Origin of the sequence: Aestuariibacter salexigens DSM 15300 (genome assembly GCF_000429145.1) — a bacterium.
Taxonomy (GTDB): Bacteria; Pseudomonadota; Gammaproteobacteria; order Enterobacterales; family Alteromonadaceae; genus Aestuariibacter; species Aestuariibacter salexigens.
Map to the genome: position 1 here is coordinate 390422 of NZ_AUBH01000001.1, position 20179 is coordinate 410600.

15 protein-coding genes are annotated in these 20179 nt (G+C 47.7%); 10 read left to right on the forward strand and 5 right to left on the reverse strand.

What is annotated here, in order from left to right; all coding sequences use genetic code 11:
- Positions 1-10 precede the first annotated feature (10 nt).
- The 5 genes from G441_RS0101840 to G441_RS0101860 all read right to left on the reverse strand — a co-directional run bounded on the left by G441_RS0101840 (position 11) and on the right by G441_RS0101860 (position 8205).
- Complete coding sequence (locus G441_RS0101840; protein WP_026374776.1) at positions 11-886, reverse strand: transglutaminase family protein; 876 nt, start codon at positions 884-886, stop codon at positions 11-13.
- Positions 886-3456, reverse strand: coding sequence for a circularly permuted type 2 ATP-grasp protein (locus G441_RS17675; protein WP_051275260.1), 2571 nt, complete (start codon positions 3454-3456; stop codon positions 886-888). Before G441_RS17675 ends, G441_RS0101840 begins: the two co-directional genes overlap by 1 nt.
- Before the next feature lie 22 nt (positions 3457-3478).
- On the reverse strand, positions 3479-6778 hold the full coding sequence (locus tag G441_RS0101850) for a transglutaminase family protein (protein WP_026374777.1): 3300 nt from the start codon (positions 6776-6778) through the stop codon (positions 3479-3481).
- Positions 6779-6865: 87 nt separating this feature from the next.
- Positions 6866-7288 carry a response regulator gene (locus G441_RS0101855; RefSeq protein ID WP_026374778.1) on the reverse strand — a complete coding sequence of 141 codons (423 nt, stop codon included), beginning with the start codon at positions 7286-7288 and terminating at the stop codon, positions 6866-6868.
- The gene (locus G441_RS0101860) at positions 7261-8205 is read right to left on the reverse strand and encodes a glycosyltransferase family 2 protein (protein ID WP_026374779.1); all 945 of its coding nucleotides are present in this window, start codon (positions 8203-8205) and stop codon (positions 7261-7263) included. Before G441_RS0101860 ends, G441_RS0101855 begins: the two co-directional genes overlap by 28 nt.
- A 206-nt stretch (positions 8206-8411) precedes the next feature.
- Here G441_RS0101860 and G441_RS0101865 point away from each other — a divergent pair, with 206 nt between their 5' ends.
- From G441_RS0101865 to G441_RS0101910, 10 genes are all read left to right on the forward strand, one after another.
- Positions 8412-9587, forward strand: a complete 1176-nt coding sequence (locus G441_RS0101865) for a glycosyltransferase (protein ID WP_026374780.1) — start codon at positions 8412-8414, stop codon at positions 9585-9587.
- Positions 9574-10992, forward strand: a complete 1419-nt coding sequence (locus G441_RS0101870; protein ID WP_026374781.1) for a lipopolysaccharide biosynthesis protein — start codon at positions 9574-9576, stop codon at positions 10990-10992. Before G441_RS0101865 ends, G441_RS0101870 begins: the two co-directional genes overlap by 14 nt.
- Entirely contained in the window at positions 10985-12352 is a 1368-nt protein-coding gene (locus G441_RS0101875) for an O-antigen ligase family protein (protein ID WP_026374782.1), read from the forward strand. The genes G441_RS0101870 and G441_RS0101875 overlap by 8 nt, the downstream gene beginning before the upstream one ends.
- Positions 12352-13062, forward strand: a complete 711-nt coding sequence (locus G441_RS0101880; protein ID WP_026374783.1) for an acyltransferase — start codon at positions 12352-12354, stop codon at positions 13060-13062. Before G441_RS0101875 ends, G441_RS0101880 begins: the two co-directional genes overlap by 1 nt.
- Positions 13059-14189 carry a glycosyltransferase family protein gene (locus G441_RS0101885; protein ID WP_026374784.1) on the forward strand — a complete coding sequence of 377 codons (1131 nt, stop codon included), beginning with the start codon at positions 13059-13061 and terminating at the stop codon, positions 14187-14189. The genes G441_RS0101880 and G441_RS0101885 overlap by 4 nt, the downstream gene beginning before the upstream one ends.
- A gap of 241 nt (positions 14190-14430) precedes the next feature.
- Positions 14431-15960: a GumC family protein gene (locus tag G441_RS17680; RefSeq protein ID WP_205622150.1), complete on the forward strand. Its 1530-nt coding sequence runs from the start codon at positions 14431-14433 to the stop codon at positions 15958-15960.
- Positions 15957-17048: a glycosyltransferase gene (locus G441_RS17685; RefSeq protein WP_034474121.1), complete on the forward strand. Its 1092-nt coding sequence runs from the start codon at positions 15957-15959 to the stop codon at positions 17046-17048. The genes G441_RS17680 and G441_RS17685 overlap by 4 nt, the downstream gene beginning before the upstream one ends.
- A gap of 5 nt (positions 17049-17053) precedes the next feature.
- A complete protein-coding gene (locus G441_RS0101900) occupies positions 17054-18856 on the forward strand; it encodes a sugar transferase (RefSeq protein ID WP_276201936.1) in 1803 nt (600 codons plus the stop codon).
- Between the two features lie 132 nt (positions 18857-18988).
- Entirely contained in the window at positions 18989-19321 is a 333-nt protein-coding gene (locus G441_RS0101905) for an STAS domain-containing protein (RefSeq protein WP_051275262.1), read from the forward strand.
- A 9-nt stretch (positions 19322-19330) separates the two neighbouring features.
- The gene (locus tag G441_RS0101910) at positions 19331-20176 is read left to right on the forward strand and encodes an OmpA family protein (RefSeq protein WP_026374787.1); all 846 of its coding nucleotides are present in this window, start codon (positions 19331-19333) and stop codon (positions 20174-20176) included.
- Positions 20177-20179 lie beyond the last annotated feature (3 nt).

Genomic DNA, 20179 nt, shown 5'->3' on the forward strand with positions numbered 1-20179 from the left:
TGCGCTCCTTTTATATTCGATTCATATCCACTGACACGTCGAGCTGCTGATTACCGCCACCGAACATGACACCTTTAAGGGGCGTGATGTCGGCAAAGTCTCTGCCTACTGCAAGCGTAACATGTTGATCGTATGGCTTTAAATTATTGGTCGGATCAAAATCAATCCAGCCAGAGCCCGGTACAAACAGGGATATCCACGCATGGGTAGCGTCAGCGCCAGTCAGCTTTTCCTGACCAGGCGGCGGCAGGGTCTCGATATAACCGCTCACATAGCGGGCTGATAGTCCGATACTGCGTATGCATGCCAGGGTAAGGTGGGCAAAATCCTGACATACGCCTCGCTTGTGCTCAAACACATGACTGACCGGCGTATTAATTGTTGAAAACGCGGGATCGAATGTGAAATCAGCAAATATTCTGGCCATCAGTTCGTCACATGCTTCGACAATAGGGCGATTGGGCGTAAACGATGCCAGCGTGTAATTAAGTATATCCTGGTTGGCCTGCGTGAGACGTGTTGGCAGACTGAACGTCAGGGCCTGTAGCATGGCGTTATCTGCAGGATATTTAATCTGGTCGCGCACTGATTCCCAGTTGACCTGGTGTGAAAACAGTCCCTGGATGGGCACGCCCTGCAAGTCTACCTCACTGGTAGCGATAACCTGCATCTCTTCATGCAGGGTGGGGATCTCAAACACCGTTACGATATTGTCAAAATGATCCTGGAATGAAACCTGATAATCTGGCTCTGGTATGATGGTAACGGCACTCGACAGGCACTGTTGTTGAAATGTGTTCAACGGCGTGAGTCGGGCATGATTCTGGGTCAGGCTGACTTTATCTGTGTAGCGATACGTGGTGACGTGGCGGATCTGATATTTCATTACACATCCTCACCCTGATTAGCATTCATCACAGGTGCCGGCACATCAACACCGGCATCTGTCTCGGTAACGATAGTTGGCACCGGCGAACCTGTGCCAGACCAATTGAGTTTGGTTGCCACCTTGGTATGACTGAAATATTGGGTATGCAGCATTTCGGTAAACTTTTGTAAGTGCAACGATACGCTTTCCAGTAATGCTGCCAGACCGGTTCGGGAGTTATTCTCAGACACACTAAACGTGGTGCGATCGGCCAGCGCAAAACTGGCGCGAAGCTGCAACAGAATTTTTTCTGTAGTGGTCAGAAACCCCGGTTTATTCTTACTTGGCAAACACTTACAGAGCTTGGCTAATTGTTCAATCTGATAGGCCAGCGAACGGGGGTATTCCGCGTCCAACAGCAGCAGTTCCAGACCAGTATCGACACTTTGATACATTCGGTATCGACGTCGGTGCGTCACGGAACTGACCTGTGCAACCAATACTGCCTCAAGCGCACTTTGCTGTTCTGCATCTGGTAACGGCGTGCGCAGCATTGTCTGGATCATGGCAACCAACTGGGTACATCGCTCTAGGCGTCGTCCAATTTCCAGCATAAAAGAGCCATTACTGGTCGACAGGCTGTCTAATATCGAACCATTAAAGGCCATGATAAGTTCAATGGTTCTGTCCAGAGTACTCTGCAGACTGTGAGTCGGCGTTAAATTAACAATACTGGCGAGATGGCTGTGCTCTTCCTCAATATTTTCGATTATCCTGAGGCTGTCGTAAGACAACAACTCTCTTACTTGCAGGGCGCTCTGTGCCACCATATTCATACTGGCATTAAGGCCGCCGGCAAGTGTGTCATCCTGCATTAACTGGATCACCAGCGCTTTGTCACCCAGATTTGGCTGTTCTTCCAGCCACGCTTCATCAAACTGATGATAGGGGTAGAGTAAAGACTGATTGAGCAAGCCGCTTTTAAGCCTGATGAGGGTGTTTTTGTGGCAAGGATCGGGATAAATTGCCAATTCGGTAAATCGGTCTATAAACAGTCGAAGCAACCTCACCAAATCTTCACACCGCTCCAGCGCACAGCCCAACCAATATAGATTCTCGGCGGTGCGGCTGGGTAACAGGCCTTCCATTAGTGCCAAATCCGCTGCACGTCGTGGCAGCTGAACTTGGGTTGCTGATGCAGGCAGGTGTGGGCCGATGGTCTGGACCCAGGTATCTTTTATCTCGATTTTACCGTTTTTATTGGCACTGGATGGGGTGTAGCACAGCGCTGAGGGCAACAAACTTACCTGATCGTTATGTAACAGCGCATAACAGCGGGTAATAATAGGTTTGGCGACCAGTTTACCGGCATGCCAGAACGGCGCCTCGGTCAGTTGTATTTTTTTTCGCCAGAACAGATCGCTTTGCTGATGTTGCTCCAACACACGCTGTATCGTTGCGTCATCCTTGATGCCATTTAGCTTAAGTGCCGGATCAATGTAGCTAAGCAGTTCATACTGGTCGTAATTAGGTGCCTGCACATCTTCGAATGCAAACGTTTCTTGTTGCTTTAATAACAATTTGGCATGGCCAAAGAAACTTGCCGCATCCTGGAGATGATTGCGTACTGCCGGTATCTGTACCAGTCCATTGCCAAGCGGATTAAGCAAAATAACCGACTTTTGACGTACCGCGTGCAGCAGGCCGGGGATGCCATATTCTGAATATTCAACCTGTTCCAGAGAATCCAGGAATCGGTCTTCAATCCAGCGCAGGATAACGTCTACTTTGCGCAGTCCATCCAGTGCTTTTAACCAGACCTGACCTTTTCTCACCGTCAGGTCGGCACTGCGAACTAACGTATAGCCAAGATAGGTAGCGAGATAGGCTTGTTCTGAATAATAGGGATCTTCCGGACCTCGACTCAATATGACGACGCGGGGATCGTTGAGGCGGGTGGCCGCCTGATTAATGGCAATCTGCAGCTGTTCAAAAAATCCTGCTATGCGCTGTACACCGCACTCGGCAAATTCTTCGCTCATTACCCGACGTGCGACAATCCTGTTCTCTAACAGTAAGCCTAAACCGCGAGGGAACTGGCAGTGATCATTGAGCACATAAAACTGACCGCTTTTGTCCTGACCGATATCAAACGCCGTCAGAAATATGCCCTGTTTTCCAGACATCAGGTTTTGACATTCTGGTAGATAGTAGGGGTGGCGCATTAGTAAGGACGCAGGAATACTGCCGGTGGTCAGCGTTTGCTTGGTGCCGTTTAAATCAATCACAAGCTGATTTAACAGCCTGATACGCTGTTCAATGCCTGCCGATAAGGTTTGCCAGGCATCAGCAGATACCAGCAAGGGCAGGGGATCCAGCTTCCAACGCTGATTCTCATCTGCTTCCGCAAAGCCACTGTTACGTAGTAAACGTCGTATCTCATTGGCGCGAAAATTGACCTCGTCACCATTTAAACCCGCCAGCCGGTCATATAGAGCTTGCGTCGACTCATCCTGAAGCAGTTCTGCGCCGGTATTGGCAATATAGTTACCAAGCCAGTCTGGCAATGAAGCCGGGTCATTGGTCATAAATTTGCGAGCCTATGCAACATTACAGGATGGGTGGACGACGTAAGTCGAGTGTAAAAGGATATTCTTCATTTATCGACTCTTCTGGAGGTAAAACGAAGTCACTGTCGCCATCATGCTCGGTCATGCGTTGGGTTGCCAGATGGGGCGCCCATTCAGGCAGATCTCTGGCCATAATCGAAGGCGTGTGGCCGTGATCCCAGAAGCGTGCAATGCGTCTGCCTTCGGCTTCAAACGCATTGACAGGCATGGTCGCAAAGTTGCGTCCGCCCGGGTGACTGACGTGATAAGTAAAGCCGCCCAGTGAACGTCCCGCCCAGCTGTCATACACATCAAATACCAGGGGAGCATGCACACCGATAGTCGGGTGTAATGCTGAGGCCGGATGCCAGGCGCGAAATCTGATGCCGGCAACAAATTCACCTTTAATATTAGTTTCCTTTAGGGGTAACCTGCGGCCATTGCAGGTGACCATGTATCGGTCACTGTGCATATTCGATACCGTCAACTGCACGCGCTCCAGTGAGCTGTCAACATAGCGTGCTGTGCCGCCACCTGTCGCTTCTTCTCCCAACACGTGCCAGGGCTCAATCGCGCTAAACAGTTGCAGGGTGATGTCTCCCACCTCGCGTCTGCCACAGCGCGGAAATCGAAACTCAAAGAATGGTTCAAACCAGTCAAGCTGCACTGAATAGCTCGCACTGTTTAGATCCTGACAGACCTGGGCAATGTCTTGCTTCACATAGTGCGGCAGCATAAATCTATCGTGTAGCTCGGTTCCCCAGCGGATCAGTTTCTTATGGTAAGGCTGTTTCCAGAACCACACCAACAATGTGCGTAGCAACAGCATCTGCATCAGACTCATGCGTGCATGGGGTGGCATTTCAAAACCGCGGAACTCCACTAATCCAAGGCGACCCGTTGCAGAGTCAGGATTATACAGTTTATCGATACAGAACTCGGCGCGATGCGTGTTGCCGGTCAGATCGGTTAGCAAATGTCTTAACAATCTGTCGACCAGCCATGGCGCTGGGACCTCACCCGTGGGCATTTGTGAAAATGCGATCTCCAGTTCATACAGGGTTTCATCGCGGGCTTCATCGACGCGAGGCGCCTGACTCGTTGGGCCAATAAACAGGCTCGAGAACAGATACGACAAGCCGGGGTGATGTTGCCAGTAAGTGATGAAACTACGCAGGATATCAGGTCGCTTCAAAAATGGACTATCCAGAGGTGTTGGGCCACCCATAGTGACATGGTTGCCGCCGCCAGTTCCCGCGTGACGTCCGTCCAGCATAAACTTTTCAGTACCGAGTCGACATTCTCTAGCCAACCCGTAAAGGGTGTGTGTGTTTTCAACCAACGTCTGCCAATTAACAGCAGGGTGCACGTTTACTTCAATTACACCCGGATCCGGAGTGACAGCAAACTTTTCAATACGGCTATCAAATGGCGGCGTGTAGCCTTCCAATACAACGGGCAGGCTGAGCGCTGATGCGACCTGTTCAATTGCTTGTAAGAGCAGGGCATAGTGCTCAAAATGACTTAACGGTGGCATAAAAATAAACAGTTTACCGTCGCGTGCTTCAACACACATGGCAGTCAGCACCTGACTCTCAGAGACATAGCCGCGCTGCGCTGGAATGTCGGGGAATGTATTCGGAATATCTGCAGGGTCACGGTCAGGCAAAATGTTCGGCTGGCCGAGACTGCTCAACGGTAATCGATAGCCAAGCGGCGAGTCTCCCGGCAATAAGAAGCAGTGCCCACGCCTGAACTGCCAGTGACAGCTTTGCCAGCCGTCAAACTGACTGTCAAAAGCAAGTGGAATAACGAAACCGACTGGTTTGTCCAATCCGCGTTCCAGTTTGGCCAGAAACCCCTTACGCGTCATCGCATGTAGTAATTCAGGCTGCTTGGGCGACGCATCCTGAGGCAAATTCCCTTCCTGCCAAAGGTGATAAAGTACATCCTCATAGGCAGTCACGACGGTATCGGTAGGAAGGCCCAACTGATGAGCAAGGCTTGCCGTAAAGGACCTGGCATCCTCTACTGAATAGTCTGCATTGTCATTGATATCCGCCAGCAATGACGGGTTTTGCCATAAAGGCTGACCGTCTTTTCGCCAGTAACACGCGTATTGCCAACGTGGCAGTGGTTCACCTGGATACCATTTGCCCTGCCCGTAGTGCCTGAAACCGCCTTTGGTAAAGGTATCTACCATACGCATAAAAATGTGGTGGGCGAGGACACGTTTTTCTGGTCCATCGGCAGCGGTGTTCCATTGCTCACTTTCCATATCATCAATGGAGATAAAGGTGGGCTCACCGCCCATCGTCAGTGTGATCCCGAGCGTTTTCAGCTCTTCGTCAACACGCTCACCAAGTTGGTTTATCGCCGACCACTGCGTATCGCTGAATGGCTTGGTCACACGAGGAGGCTCATTAAGGCGCTGAACCTTATTGTAAAAACTAAACGTTGATTCGCATTTGTCGATGGCGCCTGTTACCGGTGCAGCCGAAGAAGGCTCTGGCGTGCAGGCCAGAGGAATATGCCCTTCACCAGCGAACAGGCCTGAGGTAGGATCAAGCCCGATCCAGCCGGCACCCGGTACGTACACCTCACACCATGCATGCAGGTCAGTAAAATCCTGTTCAGGACCAGACGGACCATCCAGAGATTTCTCATCAGGTGCCAGCTGCACCAGATAACCGGAAACGAAGCGAGCGGCAAGACCAAGGTGTCTGAATAATTGCACCAGAAGCCAGGCGGAATCACGGCATGAGCCGCCTTTTTTCTCGAGCGTTTCGTCAACGCTTTGTACGCCGGGCTCCATGCGCACGCCATATTCAATCAGGTCATAAACGCTGCGGTTGACGCTGACCAGAAAATCTACGGTAGCCTGCGGCTCATCTGGACGCTGTGCATCTATCATGTTTTGAAATGCATCAGATGCAGGATCAGTTTCCAGATAAGGAGTCAGGTCTCGTTTTAGGCGAGATTCATAGTCAAACGGGAATTTTTCTGCGTAGGATTCCAGGAAAAAATCAAACGGGTTAATAACCGTCATTTCAGCGACGAGGTCGACAGTAAACCAGAACTTCTTCGTCTTTTCCGGAAACACGACTCGAGCCAGATAATTGCCAAAAGGATCCTGTTGCCAATTGATAAAATGGTCTTCGGGATATACCTTCAGAGAGTAACTTTCAATCGGCGTTCTGCTATGTGCAGCGGGGCGCAGGCGAAATGTGTGGGGCGCCATGTTTATCGCTTTGTCGTAGTGGTACTCCGTATGATGAGTGATCCCTACAGTGATGGTCATGAGAGCCTCCCTTTTGACGTAAGGTAAGCTACTAGGATAGAGCCATTAAGGATTGCAGTGCAATCCTTAAATGAGCGAAAGGAAATGCTAATTTGCTGATGTCATTGATTTTATCTGTTGACGGAGTCGGATATTTTCAGCGTATACCTTTAATAATTGTTTCAGCTCAAAATTATCCCAGGGCTTTGCGATGATGAATTCAAACAGTCCTTCATCAATGGCTTTGTGACACGCCTCCATATCGGCGTAGCCAGAAAAACACAACCGCACAATGTTTGGGTCATGCGTCTTCACTTTTGCCATTAATTCAAAGCCATCCATGTGCGGCATCCTGACATCTGACAGCAAAATATCCACGTTATGTGCTTGCAAATAGTCAAGACAAGCCTGACCTGTGGAGAACGTCATGACATTGAACTGCTTACGTAATGTCCGATTTAACGCGCTAAGAATGTCATCCTCGTCGTCAACGATGGCAAGTGTTAATGGCTCCAACTTAGCGTTCTCCATGGTAAAAGCGCTTTTTTGATATCTAAGCACAGATGCTTGAAGGTACGCAAATAAGGCGCATTAACAAAGCTTAGTACGCCATGTTTTATCGCCTTACTGTAGTTTTCTTGCTCCCGGTAGTATTCTGCGTAGCCTTCGCACACCTTCGCTTCCGCAATTCTCACTGCATGACTTGAGGGCTGCGCGTTTCGGCAAACATTATCTATGATGGTGCGCATTGCGCTTAGTCTGTTGAGTCGGTTTGAAGTAATCGATCCAGAACGCATAAGATACCCCATCTGAACATGACTGTTGTACGCAATGTGACCTGCTGACGCCAGTTTCAACCACATGTCCCAGTCACTGGCTGAATTGAGCGACGGGTCGAATAAACCGCATGCGATTAAGGCATCCTTACGCGCCATGACGGTAGACGTACCGACAAGATTGGTGGCTAACAACGTATCAAGAGGATCCCTTAGACCATTAAAGTTATTGTGTCGTGTGACGGGTAATGTCACCTCTCGCCAGTAGCTGAAACAATCGATAATGTATTGGTAATCTTCATCAACATGATCGTAGTTGGTAAAACTCATTACACACCCTTTGTTCTGCTGCATGTAACGAAGCTGATGCCCGATTTTGTTTGGATACCAAAAGTCGTCCGCATCAAGAAATGCTACCCATTCGCCATGAGCTTCTTGAATGGCAAAATTTCTGGCTGCGACAACGCCTAGATTTTGTTGTTTCAGTACCCTGAGTTGCAAATTGATGAGCTGGCGCTCGTGTAACCAGTCTGTGCTGTTATCAGTCGAACCATCATCAATCACAATGACTTCGCAATGTTTGGGTAACTGACAAAAGACGCTATCAAGACATTTGGGTAGGTACTGCAAACAATTATAGTTGGGAATGATTACAGAAAGTTGTGTATTCATTTTCGCACTCCGAATAGATGACCAAGCAAACATCGCAAAGTCTGTGCCATCGGAATCTAACGCTGTAACCGCGTGTAAATTGCATAATGCAATGAATATCCTCTTTTATTTTGCATTATGCGTGAAATTGAGGCCTTAAGAGCACGAAATTAAGCGGCACAGTAATTGAAGTATCTCTTACACAATCGTAAATGTTTGAGGTCTTCATGAAGCACATCGGTATTGTCGTTCCCAGTTTCCCTGTCGCGTCAGAGACATTTGTTGTAACTGAAATCAAAGGGCTAATGAAAGCTGGGCATAAGGTCACGGTATTTTGCTTTGGATTTAATAAAGACACTAAGGTAGCACTGCCAGATGACCTAACGGTTATCGACTTAAAAGCATCGCAAGACCCATCGATAACTTTCCTACTCAGCAATGGTTTACTTGCTCTTTTTCGGACATTGCGTGTGTGCTTTCGACAGAAGGGAGCCTTTCGTCTTTCATTGTTTCGTTACGGTGCCAGGCTAGGGATGGCTGCTGTCGAGCATGGTTGTGAACATCTTCATAGCCATTTTATGGGCCCGTCATTGGCTCACTCGGTGATCGCAGGAAATCTGTTTTCACTGGGCGTATCAAGCGTGGGACACGGTCACGATATCTATCAAACACCTGTCGATTTGGCAGTCAAATTGCGTGAATGTCAGTTTGCCGTTGCGGTTTGTGAAGATATGCAATCGCGTCTCAGAGCACTGACAAACAGATCGGTAGCGCTCATTCACTGCGGTGTGGATGTGACACAGTTTGCTGTTCATCCACGCCCACAGAACACGAATTTGAAATTGTTGTTTATTGGACGTTTGGTAGAGAAAAAGGGACTTTCTATTGCACTTGAAGCCATTGCAGCGCTGCCCCCACTGTTGAGACCTACTCTCGATATTGTTGGTGATGGCCCACTACGTTTGAGTCTGGAGCAGCAATGTGTAGCGCTAGGGATCGATACAAACGTCAACTTTAAAGGGTTCAGACCACCAGAATGGTTACAGCGAGAGACCGCAAACTATGACGCGCTGATTGCGCCTTTCTGCGAGGCAAGCAATGGTGATCGCGATACCGGACCTGTTGTTTTAAAAGAGTCAATGGCGATGGGGATTCCAGTGATCACAACACGATTTATGGGATGTGAAGAGATTGTCAGCCATGAAAGCGGCTGGTTGGTTGAGTCGAAGAATGCCGCACAACTGCGACATGCTATCGAGCAATTATGGCAAGCAAGTAATACCGAAATACGTATTATGAGACAGGCGGCCAGAAACAGAGTCGAGGAGCATTTCTGTTATATCAAACAGGCCGCGAAGTTGTCCGCATTGATTGAAAGTGCAGAATGTCATGTCAGCCACTAAATCAATGCTTTTTTATGCGATCGCTATCGTGATGCTGAGAGGCACAAGCTTCGTCATGCTACCAATCGTAACCGCTTTTGTTGAGGCTGAGCAGTATGGCGTGCTTAATTTGCTTAGCAGTTTCACCTCCATTGCGGGTGTTGTGTTGATGTTTGGCCTTGGTGAGGTCGTTTATCGATTCGCATCGTCTGTTGAAGAATCCGCTCAGAAGCGCGTATTTACATGGTGTTTTTCGGTTTCTGTTACGGGTTGCACTATTGCAGCACTATCGCTGTGGTTGTTGTCTGATTGGCTGGTACCACTTTTTCCTCTGCCAGTTACTACACAACAATTTTGCCTGATTATTATCAATCTTGGCTGTGCCTCAATCACCACCGTCCCATACGCTATGTGGCGACTGAGAGGTAAAGCCAAGCGTTTTTGTGGAGTCGTTGTTGCCCATACATTTTTGCAGAGTGCACTGACTATCTGGCTGCTGCATTTAGGTCTGGGAATTGATGCTAATTTAATTTCCGGCGCAACAGCCAGTGCATGCTGTGCGGCTTTCCTGATGTGGCATTACCGTGACTTATTATCAATTAAATCGACGTTTACTGTTGGTCAATACTGGCAATATGCGCTGAGTATGATGCTGTCATCGAGCACTATGTTCTTTTTGCAGGGCATTGAACAATGGATCATCGCCGCGCACATTGGTGCCGTTGCACTTGCCAGCTACTTTATTGCCGCCCAACTTGGCCTTGCTGTTTCACTTTCTATCGAGCCTTTTAAGATGTGGTGGTTTGCACGTCGGCACCGGAGCCTGTCGGAGCCGGAAATTAATAATCCTTTATTTTCCGTGCTAGGTACCGAACTCGCAGGCGTTGCGGCACTATTTATTATGGCAGTTATGCCATTTATGTTGGTGCATCTGGTGCCCGAAGAGTATCTGCAGGCACTGCAGTGGCTGCCCTGGATTTGTCTTATCACCGTGTTGCGACAGCAGTCTGAATTTATGAATTTCGGCTGCTTTGTGAAATGGAGAGGCAGCGCGCCGGTAGCGATTAACTGCATGTCAGCCGCAGTCATGATTGTATTAGCCTTGTTGTGGGTAGAGTTCTGGTCGTTAGCCGGAGTGTTAATGGCGATGGTCATCGCCAATGTTGTGCGTGTAGTCCTGTTTCTGACAATCAGCCAATACTTACTCTATCAGCCCTACGAGTTTTACCGTGTATTGCTAATGTGGGTGTGGCTTCTGCTTGCCTTTTTGGCGTCTACTCATGAACTTTTCGGATTGTTAGTTATATCCATCCTCTGTCATGGCATTTCAATTACGCTGCACTATCAACATTTACTCACCCCACTTATTAAAAAGGTGACGCTACGGGCATGTTCCTTTTACAAGCAGGTACAGTCTCATGGTTAATTTTACCTCAAACAGCCATAAACAATGGGCAATTGGTGTATTGGGAACCTTGTTAATCAGCACTGCATATCAGGCCGGTGGGGTGTTAATTGCTTTTGCGCTTCTCGCTTTACCGTTAGCAGCGACCATGGCAGTAAGAATTAGCGGCTTGTTCCTGGTCTTATTTATTCTGTTCTCGTACTTCAGGTTACATGAAGCGTTTCCAGTTTTGATGCCATTTAAGTTCCCCAAACTTTTTGCCCTCGCATCGATAGTAGGGATTGCATGGCACTTAATCGTGACGCAAAGATTGCAGCCGCACTGGCATAGCAGTTTGCTGATATTTGCGATGATGTTTGGCTGGTTAACCGTTTCGACTTTCATGGCCATCAACACGGGGTTAGCGATCGCCTATTGGAGCGGCACGCTAACCAAAGTATTTATCATGGTCTATGCAATCAGTTGGTGGATTAGAGACGAAGCGACGTTTGCATGGATTCGTCTGGGGATCATGTTATCCGGTGTATCTGTTTCTTGTGTCGCGCTGTATAACAAAGCCAACGGGATCGGCCTGGTGGAGGGCACCCGTGTCTCCATCTCAAGAGACCTGCGCTCCCAACTGGGCGATCCTAACGATCTTTCCCTGGTATTGATGTTTCCCGTTTCATTCCTTGCAGCGGAGGTGTTTAACAAGGGGGCCAGTAACTTTCGACGTTGTCTAGCGACTATAGGCCTAATCACGGCCATCAGTGGCATTATTGCCACTCAGAGCAGGGGAGGTCTGCTGGGGATTTGCGCGGTATTGGGATACTTCTTTTATCAGCGGGTGCGAAATATATACATTACCGGCGCCGCAGGACTCATTGGCATTATGTTACTGGCGATAGTGGCTGGTATAGGTGACAGGCAAAGTGGTGGAGAGGCGGAGGCAGGCGTTGATGCTTCTGCCATGGGCAGACTGTATGCCTGGCAGGCCGCATTCAATATGGCGTTAAGCAATCCTTTGACCGGTGTAGGCATTGATAACTTCTATGCAAATTACTATTTTTTCAGTCCACACTGGGATGGCAAAAATCATGCTGTGCACAGCACCTGGTTTCAAGTATTGGCAGAAACCGGTTTTGTTGGACTGGTATTATTTATTACGCTGATCGTTTCCATTTTCAGAATACTCAGACGTACACAGCATATGCCAGTCGTGCTGCAGCGACCTTCGATGCTCGCTGTTAATCAATCACTTCAGGCAGGCATGCTGGCGTTTTGCGTGTCTGGAACCTTTCTTACTCAGGCGTTTACCTGGCCCCTCTACATCATTCTTGGCCTGGCAGTTGCATTTGAACGCTATGCACAGAGCCAGTCAATTGCTCAGGAGATAAGATAATGCAGCAGACAATCACGCAGTGGGTGAAATACGATGAATCGTTATTTGCCAAGCTATGCCGACAGGCTTTCTATACATTACGGAATCCTTCAGTACCCGCCATTGGAGCTGTGTTTAAGCCGCTGTTGGTGATGCACCGAAGTGTGGTGGGATTGATGGGTTTTATCAGCAGAGTGTTTTATTACACGCCCATGTTTAAAACCCAATTATGTTCTAAACCTAAAGGTCTTTACCTCTACAGCGGTATGCCACAGATCCTTGGTAAGCTAGACATAAAAGTAGGTGATAATACTCGCATATCCGGCATTTCAACATTTTGCGGCCGTTCGGTGGCGAGTCAGACACCACAGCTACGTATTGGTAATAACGTCGATATTGGCTGGCAGAACAGTATATCTGTCGGCACGATTGTCGATATTCGGGATAATGTGAGACTGGCCGGAAAGGTATTTCTTGCCGGGTTCCCAGGACATCCTATCGATGCCGCTGACCGCCGTCGGGGCCTGCCAGAAACCGATCAGCAAGCAAAAGATATTATTCTCGAAGATGACGTGTGGGTAGGTACCGGTGCGACGATACTTGCTGGTGTTCGCGTGGGGCGAGCCAGTATTGTCGCTGCAGGTGCAGTGGTCACAAAAGATGTGCCTGAGAACTGTATAGTTGCGGGAAATCCGGCGAAAGTCGTTAAGCAATTAGGAGAACAGTCATGAACAGAATGATTGTTTTTGGTGAAGACTGGGGGCGTCACCCGAGCAGCACGCAGCATTTGGCTAAATACCTGAGTCAGTCAAAAGATATTACCTGGGTTAACTCTGTTGGCATGAGGGCGCCTGGATTAAATCGTCGCGATATGAAGCGTGTCGTTGATAAAGCATATACGCTGATCAAACCTTCCGGAAGTAATACCGACGGTCATGCGGATATAAATTTCAATGTCATTAATCCTGCTGTTTTACCCTGGCACAATGTTGCAGCTGTTAATGCGTACAATACCCGCAAAGTCATGCGTGCGATCGGGCCGCGCAAGTCGGGAGAAAAACGCATTTACTGGCTCAGTCTACCCACTGCTATTTCAATGATTGAGATTGAGCCTGAAGATCGTGTTATTTATTACTGTGGCGATGACTTCATGGCATTGGACGGCGTTGATCGACAAATGATAGCGAAATGGGAGCCCAAGTTGATCGCGCGAGCCAATATTATTTTCGCAGCAAGTGAGCGACTGGTAAAAAAGATGCCAGCTGATAAAACGGTACTGCTAGAGCATGGCGTTGACTATTCATTGTTCAGCACAGATTGCGCACCGCATCCAACCATTAAGCGAGACAGGCCAACGGTTGGCTTCTATGGCAGTATTTCAGAGTGGGTTGATGTTGGGCTTCTCACAGAGCTGGCTCAAAAGCGCAGAGAATATGACATCATGCTTGTCGGTGCGGTAAAAACCGATATCAGTTCTTTGCGAGTGCTGCCAAATGTTCATGTCATAAGCGCTGTTGAGCATCATCAATTACCGAGCTTCTCACAGCACTGGCAAGCACTGCTTATCCCGTTTAAGCACAATCAACAAATAGCTGCCTGTAACCCTCTTAAATTAAGAGAGTATCTTGCTGCGGGGCAGCCGATTGTATCGACATCTTTTCCAGCGCTTGAAAAATATCGTGACCTGGTCAGTATTGCGGATGATGCACATGGCTTTATTAGTGCGATAGACAATGCAATTTTACATTCTGAGTCTTTACGTGACCAAATAAAGCGTAATCAGCGCCAAAGGGTTGCAAAGCATGATTGGTCACAGCGCGCGTGCACAGTTACTGAACATATTAACGCTATTATGTAACTGGCCAACCCCTTAAGCATGTCGATCATTTTTTCAAGATGTGCTTAGCGTCTCTGAGTAACAATCATCTTTTTACAAAAGCCGCAACCTCGCGGCTTTTTTCAATTATTGGCAATGATCTTGCGACAACAGTGTAGTAGCAAATTAAAAACGACGTTTTTATTGCATATTGCAAATCATCACGCAGTCACAGACTGAATCTGCAAAGAGTTAATGCAATCTGCAACGATAAAGGTGAAATATGACAGTAAGACAGCAACTAATCAGGCTTTTTTACATCGCACTATATGCAATGTATCGCCGCATACGCCTTTTCGTTGTGCCGTTTTTGATTTTACCTGTCATTGTTATTTTGCACGGTGCTACGGCTGAAAAACGCTACATAAACCATGCATCTGTATTATTAGAAGAGTCAGCACTGCTTAATCCATTTTTGGATGAACTGTCTTTTTCCTTTGAGCTAAAAGATCGTATTGATGCGCTGAAAACGCTGGTGTTAAGCCGCGGTGTGATCAGTGAGGTCGCCCTCAAGACCGGATTGGTTGATGACACCACGCCGCTGCTAGAGAAGGAGTTAATCCACGAGAAATTGTCTCAGAACCTGGCCATATCAATGGTCGGTGATGAGCTTGTGCGAATCCAGTTTAACTGGCATGAGCCACATATTATGAAGAATGTCCTTGAGCAGGTTGTTGAAGCCTTTATTGATAAGCTGCTCGCACCAACAAAAACCTCATTGGATACTTCCGAGCAATTTTTTGAAGCACAACTGCAAGCGTTGCGTGCCGATCTTGAAGCAGCCGACAGTGAATTAGCGGTATTTCGTAAGCAGCATCGCAGCGAATTACCCCAACTTTTCATGAGTAATCAGGAGACGCTGCAAACTGTCGAGGCGCAGAGGCAGCTGAAGTCAGTACATTTATCAGGCATCAAAGCCAGGCTGGACATGCTGGAAAAAAAACTGGGTAAAGCAAACCCGGTTCTTGGATTACTTGAAGACAATATCATTCGTGCAGAGTCGGAGCTGGCACTGTTAAAAACCCGTTATACCGATAAGCACAGCAAGGTCATTAATGTAAAACGTCAGATTGAGACACTAAAAACCAAACAAGGTGAAATTGTTGAATCTGCAGATGACATGGCGGAAATCGACATTGAACGCTTGTGGCAGATTGCAAATACGCTGCCTGGTGAATTGCACAACGGCGAACCTAATCTTTTAGTCACCCAAATTGTGGCATTACAGGAAGCGCGCAATCAGCATGCACAAGTACTTGAAGAAATGGCGATGCTGGACGCTCAGGTGGAGGAGTTGACTCAACGCCTTACGCAGTCTAGCGACGTTGATAAGACACTACGCAAAATGGAGCGTGATTACGAAGTTAAATCAGATTTGTATCGAGACATGCTGTCTCGTTACGAAATGGCGAAATTAACCGGCAAACTGGTACGTTATGAAGGACCAGATAAAGTTAAACAAATCGAACGTGCTTACAGCCCAACCCGTTCCATCAACGCTCCCTTAAGCATTACTGCCATTATCGGTGTCATCCTCGGCATATTTGCTGGGCTGCTGTTTGTTTTTGTTGCTGAAATGCTCGACCCGACCATCAAAGATAAAGTCACCGTTGAAAAGCTTATTTCAAGACCGGTTATTGCCATTTTGCCACTTATTGAAGCGGGCAAAAATAATGCAGTGGCTGCCACAATGCCACCTACACACTTTTCCTCTCATCGAGGAGAAGATTCACCCGGAGGGTATCCATCATGAATGTATTACAGGTTGTGCAACATTTAAAAACGGGGGGACTTGAAAAAGTCGTGCTGGACCTCGTCAATAAAAGTCAATTTGCGGTCACTACCACAGTGGTTGCGCTTGAAGGAACGAAAGAGGAGGCGTTAGCTACCTTTCCTCAATTACGAGGCATGAGGGTAAAGCTTGTCTGTCTGGAAAAGCGGCCAGGCTGGCAACTCAATATTTCCACGCAGTTGCAGGGGTTAATAAAGGACGAACAGATAGACGTGGTACACAGTCACCACATCGGACCGTTAATTTATTCGTCGCTCGCGCTTCGTAATACCTCACATGTTCGACACATTCACACAATTCATGACGCCTGGTTTCTTACCACCTTTCGATACAGATTGATGTTTAAACTGATCGCATCACTGACGCGTGTTGAATTGGTTGCCGACGCTGATGCGGTTGCCCGGGAGGTAAAAGCGACATCTGGTATTGAGGTACCTACCACTATCTTGAATGGTATCGACACCACTGCATTTAAACCTGGAGATCAAACAGCGGCTCGAATAACGCTTGGGCTGCCATTATCTCAAAAGCTTATTGGATGTGCGGCGCGGCTTGAACCGGGTAAAGGTCATAAGGCCTTGCTTGAAGCGCTGCAGGGTTTGCCTGAAGACGTTAGCCTTGTGCTTGCCGGTGATGGGAGTTTGCGTGACTACCTGCGGTTTCTTGCAGCAGAGCTCGGTATAGAACAGCGCATTTTTTGGTTAGGAAGCTGTAAAAATATGCCGCAGTTTTACCAGGCAATTGACAGCTTCTGTTTGTTTTCTGAGCGAGAAGGTTTGCCATTAACCCTCATGGAAGCAATAGCAAGCAATAAGCCGGTTGTATCTACAAACGTTGGTGGTGTTGCGGAAATTGTCAGTGAAGATGCAGGCATTATTCTGGCTGCAGACGACTATAAATCCTTGCCTGTAGCGCTTGCTCACAGCCTTACCTGGCAGACTCAGGCAGAAAAATATCAACAGACGCGTAAGCGCATTGATTTGCGCACAATGTGTGAACGTTACGATCAGTTATTCGCACCCAGCAACCTGATAGGAGAAGCGCCATGAGCGCTATGTGGATAATCATAATTTTATGTGGTGCGTTGTTTATCTATCACCACGTATTGTACCCAGTCACTTTGAAGTTTCTTGCAAAACGGAAAAAGCGAAATTCGATTGTGACAACACCACTGGTGGAGCATCCGAGAATTGGTGTGCTCATGTGTGCCTATAATGAGCAGGATTACATCCGAGCTAAATTGGATAATCTGGCGATGCTGGATTACCCGACAGGCCGCTTTGATATTCATATTGGTCTGGACGGCTGTACAGACAATACCGAAATGATTGTCGATGCAGCAATGAATGACCTGTTGCGTCAGCGTATCTGTTGTAGCAAGCAAGTAAATCGACGCAATCAGGGGAAAATCGCTACCCTAAATCAGTTGATCACAGAGCATAAACAAGACTATGACATTCTGTTGTTCACTGATACCAGCGCGCTGTTGAGCATTGATGCGCTGCAAAAGGTTGCCAGCGCATTTCACGATCCAACCGTTGGAGTTGTGTCAGGCAGCTATGAATTTCTTGTACCGTTGGTCCCGGAGCAGCAGAAATATTGGCAATATCAAAATCGTCTGAAGCGCGACGAAGGGGCGCTGGGCGCTGTTATCGGTGTACCAGGAGCCATGTACGCTATGCGTGCTGAATTGGTCGAACCTGTACCGATGCAAACCATAAATGACGACTTCCTGATGCCGATGCGGGCTCTTGAAAAGGGCTATCAGGCTGTTGTCGATCCAGACCTGAGTATCGTTGAGCTGGAGTCAGACTCGGCATCGACAGATAGACAGCGCAGAATTCGGATTGGGGCCGGCAATATTCAACAACTCTGGATGCTGAAAAATATGCTTAAGCCTCGATATGGCTGGGCTGCTTTCAATTTTTTCAGCGGTAAAGGGCTACGAGCAGTGATGCCAATCATTCTTTTTACTGCAGCTTGTAGTCTGGCAACATTAGCCGTTAAAGGGGACCAGCTCGCCCTGGGAATGATCCTCTCTGCGGTGTTGGTTACGTGTTTACCGTCTGTACTGAGATGGACAACAGGTAATAGAGAACGCCGTATTCCGGTCTTATCTTCAATAGAGTATCTGGTTACAAACTATGCGTTCGCCTTTATGGGCGTGACACGTTGGTTGCTGGGTCGATATGCCTGTTCATGGCGATCAGATAAAGTATCCGCGACCAATGTCATACCTTTGTCGGTCAGGATCATGAAGCGTTGTATTGACATTATGTTTAGTCTATTCGGACTTGTTTTGCTCAGCCCGGTACTTTTGGTTACTGCAGTGCTGGTTAAACTGACATCAGAAGGGCCGGTATTTTATAAGCAACTGCGTGTTGGGTTAGCAAATGAGCGCAGCGTTTCTCTGTTTCATGTTATTAAGTTTCGTACCATGGTGCAGAATGCAGAAAAATCGACCGGGGCTGTGTGGGCGCAAAAGGATGATCCGCGAATAACGGCGCTTGGACGTTGGCTACGTAAGACTCGAGTTGATGAATTACCTCAGCTATGGAACGTATTTAAAGGAGAGATGTCACTGGTTGGCCCAAGGCCGGAACGGCCCGATTTTCACTCTCAACTTGAGTTTCAGATCCCCATGTTTTGCGAACGAACCTACGGTATTAAACCAGGTATCACAGGGCTTGCGCAGGTGAATGATGCCTATCCAAATGATATTGCAGGTATGCGCCAAAAACTCGCCTGGGATATGGCATACAGCCTGACACTCTCAAATCCACTGCGATGGTTGAAATCCGAAATAGCGATAATGTTTGCCACGGTCAGGGTCATTCTGCTGGCCAAAGGGCAGTAGGCAATTTGCAAAATGTATGTGTTGCATATTGCAATAATGATTTTCAAAAAATCATAAAGTGTTGAAAATAAACAAATAAAAAGTTGGCCTCCTATTTGATTTACCACTGGTAATGATAAATAGGAGGCTGTTATGCAACACAATCTGCAAACCCAAACGAAAAACAATATCTTAGTTATACAACTGCCTGAGGAATTCGACTGTTTTAAGGTCGATAAAGCTCGTGAGCAGCTCGATCATTTCGCTAACGACGTAGCGGACAACATTCAGATTAACTTCTTACATACCCAATTTTTAGACTCCTCGGGTATCGGTGCCATTGTTTTTCTGTTCAAAAGATTACGCGCGCAGAATAGACACTTGGAGCTGGTTAATGTCGCTGGCCAGCCACTCAAGCTGATGTCAATGCTGCACGTAGACAGAGCTATCCCCGTCAATCGTGTATCAATGAACAATGTGGCCTAGGAGCATCTGATGAAGTACGCATTGGTAGTGTTGTTCGCGATGATGAGTAGTGGCTGTGCCATGTGGCCTAAACAAGGGCAGGGTGGCTGGGGAGAAAACTTTCTGCGCCATCATGACGGCAATGAATCGACCTGGTACACCCAAAATTACGATAATCTCAAACGGGATTTGGAACACCTGCGTTTGCGACTTGAAATCATGCGTGCTCGCGGTATCGAGCAGTGTATGCCAGCAAGGCTTAAACTGGCCAAACTGATGGCGACCAGGATCACCCGTCAACTCACTGCAAATATGTACGCCCAGTCCGAACACGATTTGGGCGTGTTTTATCATCAAATCAACTTACTACAAGTGCATTTCGATGACGTTCAAAAGCATACCGGGTGTGGAGACTCGGTCAGCGCAGCGGCTATGGACGTCGATATCCGTTCATCAATTCAAAATTTATTAAACAGTGACAATCAATTTGCGTTTGCGGATGACAACCTGACACCGAAGTATCAGCAACGCATTAAACAAGCTGCTGAACTGCTCTTGTCGTTTGATAATACATCTATTCTTCTTATTGGCCATACCGATCAGGTTGGAGAGCCCCAGACTAACCAAGATTTGGGGCTGGCCCGTGCAACAAAAGTAAAAAATGCGCTGCTTGAACATGGACTCAATGCCACTAATTTCACCATCGTGAGTCAGGGCGAAAGTCAACCTTATTCAAAAGGAGATTCGCTGGCACAACGGCTGTCTAACAGGCGTGTTGAAGCGGTTGTCTTATCACTCGGTGATAGTCACGATTTTTCCAATCCAGTAGTGCCCCTTAGCCACTGGACGACGCATTTACAGTCTGGGCAGGAGTAACAT